Raw genomic sequence first — 13,667 nt, 5'->3', positions numbered from 1 at the left:
CCTTGGAAGTCATAGAATAATAAAAATGACTTTGGGGGCGCCCTTTTTGAAAACATTCAGTCAGCCATTGACCGCTTCGGAAGAGGCCTATTATTTACGACTGTTAAAAGAGGGAAGCGGCGAAGAAGCTATGAGAGCAAGGAATATCCTGATTGAAAGGAATCTGCGCCTGGTGGCCCACATTGCCAAAAAATATCAGAATGTGGATGAGGACATGGAGGATCTGATCTCCATTGGGACGATCGGGCTGATCAAGGCAATTTCCTCCTTCGATGCCGTCAGGGGGAAGCTGAGTACCTACGCTTCACGCTGCATTGATAATGAGCTGCTTATGCTTCTCAGATCCAGAAAAAAAACGGCAAAGGAAGTTTCGCTCTATGATCCCATTGGTACAGATAAAGAAGGAAATGAAATCAATCTGCTGGACGTGATCGAACAGGAGCAGACAGATGTCACGGATCAGATGGAGCTGTGTGAAAATACCGGACGGCTCCGTATTCTGCTTTCTACAGTTCTGAACGAGAGGGAAAGAGAGATCATTTATCTGAGGTATGGTCTTCTGAATGGGGAGGAAGTTACACAGCGTGAGATCGGAGAGATGCTTCATATATCCAGAAGCTATGTCTCACGAATAGAAAAACGTGCGTTATTGAAACTGAGGGAAGGGTTTGAACATGGCTACGATTAAAGAAATGCTTGCAATTGCAAAGGATGCGGGGGCATCCGATCTGCATATTACAGTAGGAGTACCGCCGAAAATGAGAGTGAACGGCCAGCTGATCACCATGGATTTTGAAAGGCTGCTGCCACCGGATACGGAAGCCCTGGCAGATGAGATCATGGATCCGGTCCAGCGGGCGAAATTCGAGGAAAAGGGAGAGCATGATATGTCTTTTTCTATTCCTGAGCTTGGAAGGTATCGTGTCAATGCCTATAAGCAGAGGGGGTCTGTGGCAATCGCCCTGAGACTGGTAGGAACAGAGGTACCTTCGCCGGAGGTCCTTGGTGTACCCGCATCTGTCATTGACCTTTATCAGAGAAAAAGAGGACTTGTCCTGGTAACAGGCCCTACCGGAAGCGGTAAATCTACCACACTGGCGGCTATCATTGACAAGATCAACAATAACAGGGAGTGTCATGTGATCACGCTGGAAGATCCGATCGAGTATCTTCACCGTCATAAGATGTCCATGGTAAACCAGAGAGAGATCGGACTGGATTCCCAGAGCTATGCCAATGCCCTCAGGGCTGCACTCCGTGAAGATCCGGATGTCATTCTGGTAGGAGAGATGCGTGACTTTGAAACAATCAGTGTTGCCATTACGGCAGCGGAGACAGGACACCTTGTTCTGTCTACCTTACATACTATCGGGGCAGCCAGTACCGTAGACCGTGTGATCGACGTCTTCCCACCCCATCAGCAGCAACAGATCCGTGTACAGCTCGCCAATGTACTGGAAGCGGTTATTTCCCAGCAGCTGATCCCGAAAGCGGACGGCAGGGGACGTGTGGCAGCATTTGAGGTACTTCATGCCAATCATGCAGTGCGGAATCTGATCCGTGAAGGCAAATCCCACCAGCTTATGAGCGTCATGCAGACCAACCGGAAGGCAGGCATGATCGCTATGGATGAGGCCATTGCACAGCTTTATTACGAAGGCAAGATCGACAGAGAGATGGCGATCCAGTTTGCACAGGATCCTGACGGCATGGAAAATAAAATATTCTGATCCGTTGAAACCAGATACGGAAAGTGATTCTGGAAACAGGTCGTGAAAAGAACCGGATTTCCACTCTTGACAGATATTCGAAAATCAGATACAGTAAATGCAATCAATACAGTGATTACATTTACTGTATCTTTTTTATATCAAATAATACAGAAAGACTGACATGTGGCAGGCTTTTTGTATTCCTGACAGCAGAGAAGAGAAAATTTTTGCAGATCTGCTGTTTCAAACCGGGATCTCCATTTCAGATCCTGAATATTTCAAATTTTCACAATCATTTTTATTCACAGAGCAGTATATCTATCTGAAGAAAAGGAGGTTTTTTTGTACAGTACAATTTTATCGGGAACGGTGCTTGGCATGGAAAGCTGTCTGGTACAGGTGGAGGTGGATCTTTCTGCGGGACTTCCGTGCTTTATCATGGTCGGGCACCTGTCGGGGGAAGTACGGGAATCCGCAGAACGTGTCAGGATCGCGCTGAAAAATAACGGGATACACCTTCCTGCCATGCATATTGCAGTGAACCTTTCACCTGCTGATGTCAGGAAGGAGGGAACGGGCTTTGATCTGCCGGTTGCCCTGGCTGTACTGACAGCAATGGAGAGGCTTACAGAGAAAGAGACAGAAGGAATGATGATCCTTGGAGAGCTTGGACTGAATGGGGAGATACGGAAGGTGCGAGGCATACTTCCCATGGTCGGGGAAGGTCTGCGGGCGGGGATCACAAGGTTTCTTGTGCCGCTTGAGAATCTGCAGGAGGCAAGGCTGATCGGAAAAGGACGGATCGCAGGTATAGGCAGTCTGACAGAAGCTGTTGAATATTTAAAAATGAGCGAAGCAGAACAGAAGGAATGGGAAAATAAATCTATCCGGGAACTTATGACAGAAAAACAGGATGATCTTCTGCAGGGAAATGAGACAGAAATGGATTTTTCGGAGGTGTCTGGACAGGAAAGCGGCAAGAGAGCGGCAATGATCGCAGCAGCCGGATTTCATCATCTGCTTTTCTGCGGACCGCCGGGCTGTGGCAAAACCATGCTGGCAAGGAGGATCCCTACGATCCTGCCGCCTCTTTCGGAAGAGGAGAGACTGGAGGTTGCTTCTGTTTACAGCATAGCCGGACTTCTCGATGGAACGCGGGCATCCTCAAGAAGGCGTCCCTTTGTCAGTCCTCATCATTCCCTGACACCGCAGGCTCTTGCGGGAGGCGGTGTGCGTCCAAGCCCTGGCGTGGTCAGTCTGGCACACAGAGGGGTACTGTTTCTTGATGAATTGCCGGAGTTTTCCAGAAAGACACTGGATCTGCTCAGACAGCCACTGGAAGACAGGAAGATACAGATTACCAGAACCCGGGGGAATGTTACCTATCCTACAGAATTTATGCTGGTAGGGGCGATGAACCCCTGTCCCTGTGGCTACTTTCCGGACAGAAACAGGTGCCGCTGCACGCCGTATGAGATCCATAAGTACATTTCCCATCTTTCCGGGCCGATCCTGAACCGGATCGATCTGCAGGTCCGGCTAAAGGAAACGGAATTTTCCGTGCTGCGGGATCCGGAGAACAGAAAAAGAGGGGAAAGCAGTGAAGGCATGAGAAATATGGTGATGGAAGCAAGAAGCCGGCAGGACTTCCGGTACCGGGACACAGGGATAAGGTTCAATGCACAGCTTACAGCAGGAAATATCCGCAGCTTCTGTAAGCTTGGTAGAAAGGAAGAACAGGTACTGGAACAGATTTATACTTCCATGAAGCTGGGAGCAAGAGCCTGCCATAAGCTACTGAAGGTGGCAAGAACAATTGCGGATCTTACAGGCAGTGAGATCGTGAGGAAGGAGGATCTTCTGGAGGCAGCCTGCTACTGTCAGGGACAGGAGTGAAAAGGAATTAATACATATGAAAATAACGAAGAAGGAGGAGCCATATCTTTTCTGGCTCCACAATATACCGGAGCTTTCGGAAAAAGCGGCTGTGCTTTTGCTGGAGAACTGTGAAAGCCCGTCACAGATCTACCGGATGAGCAGGCAGGAGCTGAAGGAAAAGCTGATAGGCTGGGGCTGGCGGGATAAGGTGGCAGAAAGAAAGGCCGAGGCTTTTGAGCAGTTTCGGAAGGAGTGGAAGCTGGAACAGGCCTTTGAGGAGCTGCAGAAGAAACAGATCCGTATGATCACGGTTTTTCACAGGGAGTATCCAAGGAGGCTGTTTGCCATGGCAAGCCCGCCCATGGCACTTTACTGTATGGGGGAACTACCGAAGGAAAGGGACTGTACGGTAGCGGTGATCGGTGCCAGAGACTGTTCTGAATATGGAAGCTATGCGGCTTTTGCATTTGGGGAACGGCTGGGAAGGGCTGGAATCCGGGTAGTCAGCGGCATGGCGAGAGGGATTGATAGTATTGCACAGAAGGCGGCACTTGATGGCGGTGGAAGAACCTATGCTGTACTTGGGTGCGGCGCAGATGTCTGCTATCCGGCATCCCAACGGGGACTTTATGACAGGATCTGTGTACAGGGCGGTGTGATTTCCCCTTTTGTACCGGGAACACCGCCGAAAAAGCAGCTTTTTCCTTACAGGAACAGCATTGTGGCAGGTCTTTCAGATGCAGTCCTTGTGATAGAGGCCAGACAGAAAAGTGGTACCTTTATTACGGTAGATATGGCACTGGAACAGGGAAAGGATGTGTATGCAGTGCCGGGGAGACTGACTGACCGCCTCAGCGATGGCTGCAATCTTCTGATCCGGCAGGGCTGTGGTGTGGTACTGTCTCCGGAAGATCTGATCGCAGAGCTTGTGATGCTGAAAAACAGGGGGAATGGCAGTGACAGGACAAAAGACCTGCAGAAGAAACGAAGGCGGCAGGAGCAGGATAAGCAGATCAGCGGGCAAATGAGCCTTGAACTGTCAGCGGAGGATGGGATACTGGGACTTCTTGATCTGGAACCAAAGTCAGCGGATGCCCTGTATGAGTCAGCAAGGCAAAAGGGAATGAAGCTGACTATGCAGGAACTGCTGACAGAGCTGATTGGCCTGTGCATAGAAGGAAAAGCCAGACAGGTATCCGGCAACTGGTTTGCCAGAGCAGTTGCGTATTCTGAATGAGATGGTATAATAGGGAAGAATATGGATTTACAGAAAAAGACAGACAGGGGTATAGATAGGTATGGCATTGTTTGGAAAAAGAGTACGGATCGGAGATCTGCTGCTTTCACAGGGAATGATCACACAGCAGCAGCTTGATACCGCACTCTCGGAGCAGAAGATCAGAAAGACGAAGCTGGGGGAAACGCTGATCGCACTTGGATATGTGTCGCAGAAGGATTTCTCTGATGTCCTGAGCAGGCAGCTTGGCGTAGAATCAGTAGACCTCCGGAAGGAGGGACTGCAGGATGCTGCGATCCGTCTGGTACCGGAGGATATCATGAAGAAATATGAACTGGTACCCTTTGCCATAGATGAGAATAATTCCAATATCCTTAAGATTGCCATGTCGGATCCCATGTATCTGCCGGCGATTGATGATGTCAGCCTGATCACAGGTATGGAGGTTGTGCCTTATTTTGCACCGACCGCCCAGATCGCCATGCAGATTGACCGTATGTTTGGTAAGAAGCAGGCGATGGAGGCAGCAGCCCAGTATCAGCTGGAGCATGCGGATGAGCTGAGAGAGGAAGAAGAGAGTGCATCCAACGCAGAAGTAGACAATGCACCGATTGTAAAGATCGTAAGGACTATGCTGGAGCAGGCGATCCGTCAGGGAGCCAGTGATATCCATATTGAACCACTGGAGAGAAACCTGCGGATCCGTTACCGTATTGACGGTGCCCTGCGTGAAGTGATGGATTACAACACCACACTCCTGCCGGCTATGGTAGCCAGGGTCAAGATCATGTCAGGACTTGATATTTCCGAGAAGAGAAAGCCACAGGACGGCCGGCTGACCCTGCAGGTGGATAACCGGGAATATGATGTCCGTGTTTCCGTGCTTCCTACTGTATTTGGAGAAAAGACGGTTATGCGTCTCACCGCCAAGGATGGTCTTTCCAGAGAAAAGAAATATCTCGGCCTTACACCGGAGGATGAGGAAAGACTGGATGGTATCCTGAAAAATCCTCATGGAATCATTCTGGTAACGGGACCTACCGGAAGTGGTAAATCAACGACCTGTTATACTGTTCTGAGCGAACTGAACCGTGAAGAGGTTAATATTATCACCGTAGAAGATCCTGTGGAAGCCAATGTGGATGGTGTAAACCAGGTGCAGGTAAATGTCAAGGCAGACCTGACGTTTGCCAATGCCCTGCGTTCCATTCTCCGTCAGGATCCGGATATCATAATGGTCGGAGAAATCCGAGACGGAGAAACAGCCGGCATCGCCGTTAAGGCTTCCATTACCGGACACCTTGTTATTTCCACACTGCATACAAATTCAACAGCAGCATCCATTACCCGTCTGATCGATATGGGTGTGGAACCCTACCTGATCGGTGATTCTGTAGTGGGTATTATTGCACAGCGTCTGGTAAGAAAGCTCTGTCCAAAGTGCCGCAAGGCAAGAGAGGCTACAGATCAGGAAAAGAAGCTTCTGATGGTGCCTGCAAGCATGCCTCAGACGGTATATGAACCGGTAGGCTGTGAAGACTGTGGAGGCATTGGTTACAGAGGACGTACTGCGATCTATGAGATCATGCCGGTTACTGCAAAGCTCCGTAACCGGATCCATGATAAAGTGACAGCTGATGAACTGCAGGAAATTGCTGTTTCCGAAGGAATGAGTACACTTCGTATGGCAGCAGCCAAAAAAGTCAAGGAAGGTATTACAAGCTGTGCTGAAATGATCAAGGTTGCCTATGATTATGAAGCAGATTAAAGAGAAGAGGACAGGGGAGCAGAAGCAAAATGGCTGAATTTCAGTACCGGGTGATCACCCCGGAAGGAAAAGAAAAAAAGGGCACCATGGAGGGGAAAAGTATAGAGCAGGTTACCGGTGTCCTGAAAGCACAGAAAAATGTTATCTTAAGTGTATCGGAAGCCAGTCTGATGAGCAGAGATATCAATTTTTCTCTGGGAGGCAGGGTAAGTGCCAGGGATTACAGTATTTTCTGCCGGCAGTTTGTCAGTATCATCAGTGCCGGTGTCAGCATCATCAATGCGCTGGAAATGATGAGGGATCAGACTGAAAACAGAACGCTGAAAAAAGCGCTGGGTGAAGTATATGAAGATGTGTCAAAGGGTGAATCCATGGCAGGAGCCATGAAGAAGCATTCCAAGGTATTTCCAAGCATGCTCTGCAATATGGTAGAGGCAGGAGAGGCTTCCGGAAGCATGGAGGTTGCCTTTGAGCGTATGGCGGTACAGTTTGAAAAAGAAAACAAACTGAAACAGTCAGTAAAAAAAGCCATGATCTACCCGATTGTACTGTTAGTAGTTATGGTTGGCGTTCTTTTCCTTATGATGATCTGGGTTATCCCGAATTTCATGGGAATGTTTGCGGAGCTGGATACAGAGCTGCCACCGATCACGCAGGCAGTTGTAAATATGAGTGATTTTGTAATAGCCAAATGGTGGCTGATCCTTTTGGTAGTGGCAGCAGCGATTGCTTTATTTAAGGCTTATGCGGCAAGCCCGTCGGGTAAATTTGTACTTGGCGGCATTGCACTGAAAATCCCCGTTTTTGGAAAGCTCCAGACAAAGAGTGAGTGTGCCAGACTGGGAAGAACCTTATGTACACTGCTTGGTGCCGGAGTGCCAATGATGGATGCGATCGAGATCACAGGAAGATCCATGGAAAATGTCCACTATAAAAAGGCCATGATGGATGCCAAAGATCAGGTTATGAGAGGTATGGCACTGTCAAGACCACTAAAGACCTGTGGACTTTTTCCTCCGATGGTAGTACATATGGTATCTATTGGTGAAGAAACCGGTAATATTGAAACTATGCTGGAAAATGTAGCCAATTACTACGAAGATGATGTACAGGTGGCCACAGAGCAGGTTATGGCACTGATGGAGCCCATGATCATCGTTGTCATGGCAATCGTAGTTGGTGTCCTGATCATGGCGATCATGCAGCCTATGCTTACCTTATATGAATCGATCGGTTAAGCCGTCAGGCGTTCCGGATACTGTGTAACCAGGGAGGGAAAATGGAGACTTTTTATTATGAAGTAGTCAGTATAAATGGTGACTATGCCAATTTGAAACGTACCGATATTGAAAGTGATGAGCTGAAGCTGGTGGCAAGGGCACTGCTTCCACCTGAGATCCAGGAGGGCAGCAGGCTTAAGTATGAGTGGCTCAGCTATCAGATGATCTGAAATTAGAAATAAAACATAACAAACAGATGAAATAAACGAAATAACGTTTATTGACAAACGAAAACTTCTATGATATTTTGAAATCAAAGCATAGAAGTTTTCTTTTTTTACAGCTTGTTTTAATGACATTTGTAAAGGATGTCAGAGACGGTTTCATGCTGATGCTGGAAACAGGCTGGTCTACAGGGAATCTTCCCTTCTGAATGATCTGTCAGAAATCAGAAAAGTCCGTGCTTTTATCCCAAACATGAAAAGCAGAGGATCCTGTCTGATACTGATGGACTGTATATTTTTGAAGGACAGTCCTGCATCCATTTTATACCTGGTGGATCTTCTGGAGAAAAGGAGGAGATCTATGGGGAAGGATGCAATATGTATGGAGGAATTCCTGCAGGATAAGGAGCGGTTTGCAGATCTTTTTAACGGGAGCCTGTTTCTGGGGAAGCGGGTGATACTTCCGGAGGAGCTGCTGTCAGCCTCTGAAAAATATGCAGAGCAGAGAGAAAAAGAAAGTCCTCTGCAGAAGAAAAGAAGAGAACGGGATGTGAAGATGTATTTATCCTGCGGCACACAGCTCCGGATCCTGGCAGTGGAAGCGCAGAAATATGTGGATTACAGCATGCCGGTGCGCTGTATGAACTATGATGCACAGGAATATATGAAGCAGCTCCGGGAGCTTCAGCAGAAGAACAGCAGGCTGATCCTGGAAAAGAAGGTAATGACGACTACGGCAGAAAGACTTTGCAGGGTGATGAAAACAGACCGTCTGCATCCGGTTTATACCATGTGCCTGTATTATGGAAGGGAGCCATGGGATGGACCGAGAGATCTCTGGCATATGATGAGCTTTGAAGCTGCAGGGAGAGGATGTGAGGACAGTCTGCTGTTCAGGGATTATCCGATGTGGCTTGTCTGTGTCAATGAACAGACAGATCTGAGTCACTATCATACGGATATCAGGGAAGTGTTTCAGATCCTGAACTGTCGTGGAAACAAACAGGGAATTCTGAATCTGCTGCAGGATAAAGCCTATGGAAACCTGACGGAAGAAACATGGGAGACGATAGCGACACTGACAGACTGGCCGGAACTATTAAAGAAAAAGAAGAGGTATCAGAAAACGGAAGAGGAAGGAGAAGGATACGATATGGACAGTGCATGGAAAGAGATACTGGCAGACGAGAGAGCCAGAGGGAGAGAGGAAGGAAGAGAAGAAGGAAGAGAAGAAGGAAAGACCTCAATAATCCAAAATATGATCAACCGGAATTTTTCGGATAAAGATATCAGGGCAGCAGTGGAGTGCAGACAGAAAACAATCGACGAGATAAGAGAGAAAAATGCCTGTAAAATGGCAGAATAGGAAAAATGATACAGCAGAATGTAAAAAAATCGAAGAAAATGCTAAATCAATCTGTACATTATGACGATAAAGTGATAGAATGAAAAAGAATTAAGCGGAATTATGCGATAAATAACATGTTCTGCTAAAAAGGAAAAAGGAGAGATAGTTGTTATGAAGAAACAAAAGAGTATAGGAAACAAGGGATTTTCCTTAGTGGAGCTGATTATTGTAATTGCCATTCTGGCAATTTTGGTTGGTGTATTGGCACCAAACCTGTTAAGATATGTTGAAAAGACAAATGTATCAGCAGATACACAGCTTGCAGATTCTGTTAAAACAGCAATTACAACAGCTATGATGGATCCTGCTGTTATTAATGCTAACGAAGCTACATCTTCTGTAACAACATTTAATGACGCTCACAAAACTGCTGATGCGTTATCTACGGGCTTAACTGGAGAAATGCTTAAATCAGTCAATGTTACCCTTGGATATGCTGATAGCCAGTCTGCGGCTGATTTACAGAAGAGTCTTATATCTAAGCTTAAATCTGCACATGCTACCGATACAGCTATTAATGTACAGATAATAGGATCAAATTCAGTGACTGTAACAATTACTAAAACGGATGCATCTGCAGGAAAGAAGACAGATGGCACTGCAACACCGATAACCGTACAATAGTAATTTGCCATGATCAACCTAATCTTATTTCTTATGGTATTCCTTTTCGGAATTACCATTGGAAGCTTTTTGAATGTATGTATATACAGGATTCCAAGGAAAGAAGATATCGTTTTAGAACGTTCCCACTGCATGAGCTGTGGGAACGTTTTGAAGTGGTATGAGCTGATCCCGGTGATCAGCTTCCTGATACAGGGTGGGAAATGCAGAAGCTGCAAGACAAAGCTTTCCATGCAGTATCCTCTTATTGAACTGGCAAACGGACTGATTTATATCTGGATCTTTGCTGTAAAGGGTTTTGAACTGGAAAGTGTACTGTTTTGTGCATGTGCATCTACTCTGATAGTGATCAGCATGATTGATTTCAGAACCTACGAGATACCTTTTGGATGTAATCTGGTTATTCTGGCTCTTGGTGCTGTCCGGCTTATATTAGACCTGCCACATTGGTACGACTATGTGATAGGTTTTTTTACTGTCAGTGGGATTTTTATGATTATTTACTGGATCACCAGAGGCAATGGAATCGGCGGCGGTGATATCAAGCTGATGGCGGCAGCAGGTCTTCTGCTTGGGTGGAAGGAGATCCTGCTTGCACTGGTGATCGGATCCGTAGCGGGATCTGTCATTCATTTGATATTGATGAAGGTACAGAAAAAAGACAGAGTGCTGGCATTTGGACCATATCTTGCACTGGGAATTTTCGTTGCAATGTTATATGGGAATGCTATAATAACATGGTACTTACGTCTGTTTTTTTAGAACAAAGACGGGAAATGACGGACGGTTGAATGTCCGGATGCCCGTAAAGATATTTATATGTAGGAGAAACAGCTCAAAACACAGAAGAAGGGAGAAGAGTTATTCATGGGAAATATACTCTCCGTATTAATAGAAAACAGTGATATGAGGATCTGCGAGATTGCCAAAAGCGGTGCTGCGATCACTGTGAAAAATGCTTTTCAGGTGGAGCTGCCATCCGGCACAGTAGATGATGGTGTTATTGTAGACGTGGAAGCTGTCGCAAAGGTACTGTATGCTGCACTGAAGAATAATAACATTAAACGTGGAAAGATCGCTTTTGTCATTACTTCAAGAAAAATCGCAAATAAGGAAGTAACCCTTCCTTATGTAAAGAACGAAGCCAAGATTGAAGAAATGATCAAAGCTAACATAGAAGACTACTTCCCGATGAATAATCTGGAAGATTATATTATCCGGCATACGGTGCTGGAAACAGTAGAGAGTGCCGAAGGAAAGAATAATAACATTCTGGTAACAGCGGTGCAGAAGCAGATGGTAGAGGAATATTACCGACTGGCTTCCATGTTGAAAATGCCGGTGGAAACAGTCGATTATTATAATAACTCTCTGTACCAGCTTCTGAGAAAGCAGCTGACGCAGGGTGTTGTACTGGCTATCCAGATGGACGAAAATGCAACCATGGTCAGCATCATGCGGGACAAGGTGCAGCTTTTCAAAAGATCCATACCTTATGGAAAGCAGACTATTATCAGAAATCTGGCTGAATTTAAGAGCATAGACGAGGAAGAGGCAGAAGCGATTCTGTCAGATCCAAGAAAACTGGGTCAGGAGCTGACACCGGAGGAATACAGTGAAGTGATCCGCGATTTCTCATCTTCCGTAACAAGAATGGCAGAATTCCATACCAGCAGGAATCCTGGTACTGTGATCGAACAGATCCGGCTGATGGGAACCGGAATCAATCTGATCGGCTTTACTGAGATCCTTGGCAAGGAGCTGGGACTTGAGGTAGTGACCATCAAAGAGCTGAATGGAGTAAAGATTGCCAAGAAGAATCTGCACGGACTGAATTATGAGCTGCTGGCTGACTATCTGCCGCTTCTTGGAAGCATGATGCAGTCCCTGAATTTAAAGGCAGGGGAAGAAAAGAAGGGAACCGAAAGCTACACAGTTTTTTATGTAATATTGATTTTGTCTGCTGTTAGTGTATTGTCGGCAAGTGGGTTTTTCTTTTATATTTACCATGTGCAAAAGGGAGTGAAAGCAAATCTGGAGCAGGAAATCGCCAATCTGTCACAGGTGGAAGAAACCTACAGTGATTACCTGGATAATCAACAGAAGTATGAGCTGCTGAAACAATATTATGATGGAACTGTAAATAACAGTGAGCAGTTATATCAATTGATTCTTGATCTGGAACAGGTTATGCCAAAATCGGTTGGCATTAATACGTTTACAATAACCAATGGAGAGATTAGTATGACCTGCATGGCATCTGGAAAAGAGGCAGTTGCAGATTTCGTGATTGAGTTAAAAAAGATCCCATATGTGTCTGATGTGAGAGTAGAGAATATTACAGATACTTATGATGAATTCTCACAGGTGACATCAACATTTAATCTGTCTTTCAACATCAGTGTTATAAATGACGAAGAAGCAGAAGGGGGCAGCGAAGAATGAAATTAACTTCAAGAGACAAAAAACTATTGTTATTATTGGCTATCGTAGCGGTGCTCTTCCTGCCATACTTTTTTGTTATTCAGCCATTAATGGAAAAAAACGAAAAAATAATATCAGAAATTACAGAACTGCAGAATCAGAAAAGCTATCTGACAGATTTGAAGCTGAATGAAGCAGCTTATCAACAGCAGACAGAAGAGCTGGCAACGGAAACCCAGAATCTCCTTGATATGTTTCCTTCTGAGCTGCCCCAGGAAGCAAGCATTCTGTTTATAGATAATACAGAAAAGAAGATACCGATAAAGCTGCACCAGGTCACCTTTGGAGAAGATGTTGCTGCCCAGATCACATCGACAGCAGAGGAAGAACAGATAGATGCAGTGGAAGCGGAAATTGGTGATGTGACAGATGACCAGGTTATACAGGAGGTTACGGATACAACATCAATATCAGACGGGCTTTCAGGCATCTATACGGAAACACAGTTTTCCTTTGAGGCAGGATATAAAGAGTATAAGGATTTTCTGAATTATATCCAGACTTATTCAGACAGAATGGTAATTTGTAATATGACAGCCACCTATACGATTGATGCTGTCAATGGTAATTTTACTATGCGCCAATATGCGATCACAGGTGAGGACAGGCCGCCAGTTAATGTCCTTGAACCAAATTTGATGCATGGAACTACCAATGTATTTATGCAGGCAGCAGGACTTGGCAGTGATACTAAAGAGGAGGCAGCGTCTGATTTCTTTCTTATGCTGAGTCAGCCGGGAGCCGACGTGGAATCTTTTATCGTCGGCAGGTCAGAAGATCCATCAGAAGAAACATATTTAACTTCCAATGAAAATACAAGGCAGGAAGTAACCATCGAATTTGAAGGAGAAGAAGGAGAGTACAGAGCCTATTATAAGATAGGTAAGAAGAATTATTCAGATGAAGGCGTGGTATTTGCCCCTGATGGTGCTATTAATCTTGAGATTATCAGTTCTCCAAGGGTCGGTGATAAGGATAAAGTTGCGGCTAAGGTAAATGTTGTGAATAATACGGATCTTACTGTAAACGTAAAGGTGACTGACGAGGATGAAGAAAATCCCAGGGTCAGTATTATGGGAAAAACTGGTGTGATCCAGATTGAGGAATAAAAA

The 13,667-nt window shown here is 45.8% G+C and carries 12 protein-coding genes; all 12 read left to right on the top strand.

The features are described from left to right. Window positions 1-46: 46 nt before the first annotated feature. The 12 genes from sigK (at window position 47) to gspM (ending at window position 13,664) form a co-directional block, all read left to right on the top strand. Complete coding sequence (gene sigK / locus OCV77_RS04035; protein ID WP_118797579.1) at window positions 47-688, top strand: RNA polymerase sporulation sigma factor SigK; 642 nt, start codon at window positions 47-49, stop codon at window positions 686-688. Next, complete coding sequence (locus OCV77_RS04030) at window positions 675-1,730, top strand: type IV pilus twitching motility protein PilT (RefSeq protein ID WP_262573516.1); 1,056 nt, start codon at window positions 675-677, stop codon at window positions 1,728-1,730. The genes sigK and OCV77_RS04030 overlap by 14 nt, the downstream gene beginning before the upstream one ends. A gap of 324 nt (window positions 1,731-2,054) precedes the next feature. Beyond that, a complete protein-coding gene (locus OCV77_RS04025) occupies window positions 2,055-3,608 on the top strand; it encodes a YifB family Mg chelatase-like AAA ATPase (RefSeq protein ID WP_262573514.1) in 1,554 nt (517 codons plus the stop codon). 16 nt (window positions 3,609-3,624) lie between these two features. Beyond that, entirely contained in the window at window positions 3,625-4,827 is a 1,203-nt protein-coding gene (gene dprA, locus OCV77_RS04020; protein ID WP_262573512.1) for a DNA-processing protein DprA, read from the top strand. A gap of 61 nt (window positions 4,828-4,888) precedes the next feature. Continuing rightward, complete coding sequence (locus OCV77_RS04015; protein ID WP_262573511.1) at window positions 4,889-6,595, top strand: GspE/PulE family protein; 1,707 nt, start codon at window positions 4,889-4,891, stop codon at window positions 6,593-6,595. A 29-nt stretch (window positions 6,596-6,624) separates the two neighbouring features. Continuing rightward, the gene (locus OCV77_RS04010; RefSeq protein ID WP_262573509.1) at window positions 6,625-7,833 is read left to right on the top strand and encodes a type II secretion system F family protein; all 1,209 of its coding nucleotides are present in this window, start codon (window positions 6,625-6,627) and stop codon (window positions 7,831-7,833) included. A 41-nt stretch (window positions 7,834-7,874) separates the two neighbouring features. Continuing rightward, window positions 7,875-8,045 carry a chorismate--pyruvate lyase gene (locus tag OCV77_RS04005; protein ID WP_262573507.1) on the top strand — a complete coding sequence of 57 codons (171 nt, stop codon included), beginning with the start codon at window positions 7,875-7,877 and terminating at the stop codon, window positions 8,043-8,045. Between the two features lie 355 nt (window positions 8,046-8,400). Then, window positions 8,401-9,405: a hypothetical protein gene (locus OCV77_RS04000; protein ID WP_262573505.1), complete on the top strand. Its 1,005-nt coding sequence runs from the start codon at window positions 8,401-8,403 to the stop codon at window positions 9,403-9,405. A gap of 153 nt (window positions 9,406-9,558) precedes the next feature. Beyond that, complete coding sequence (locus tag OCV77_RS03995; protein ID WP_262573503.1) at window positions 9,559-10,071, top strand: prepilin-type N-terminal cleavage/methylation domain-containing protein; 513 nt, start codon at window positions 9,559-9,561, stop codon at window positions 10,069-10,071. A 9-nt stretch (window positions 10,072-10,080) separates the two neighbouring features. Next, window positions 10,081-10,833 carry a prepilin peptidase gene (locus OCV77_RS03990; protein ID WP_262573501.1) on the top strand — a complete coding sequence of 251 codons (753 nt, stop codon included), beginning with the start codon at window positions 10,081-10,083 and terminating at the stop codon, window positions 10,831-10,833. Window positions 10,834-10,938: 105 nt separating this feature from the next. Beyond that, window positions 10,939-12,516: a pilus assembly protein PilM gene (pilM, locus tag OCV77_RS03985; RefSeq protein WP_262573499.1), complete on the top strand. Its 1,578-nt coding sequence runs from the start codon at window positions 10,939-10,941 to the stop codon at window positions 12,514-12,516. Then, window positions 12,513-13,664, top strand: a complete 1,152-nt coding sequence (gene gspM, locus OCV77_RS03980) for a type II secretion system protein GspM (protein ID WP_262573496.1) — start codon at window positions 12,513-12,515, stop codon at window positions 13,662-13,664. Before pilM ends, gspM begins: the two co-directional genes overlap by 4 nt. Window positions 13,665-13,667 lie beyond the last annotated feature (3 nt).

This window comes from Suilimivivens aceti (genome assembly GCF_025567405.1).
Classification (GTDB): Bacteria; Bacillota; Clostridia; order Lachnospirales; family Lachnospiraceae; genus Suilimivivens; species Suilimivivens aceti.
This window is presented reverse-complemented; position numbering and strand designations above follow the sequence as displayed.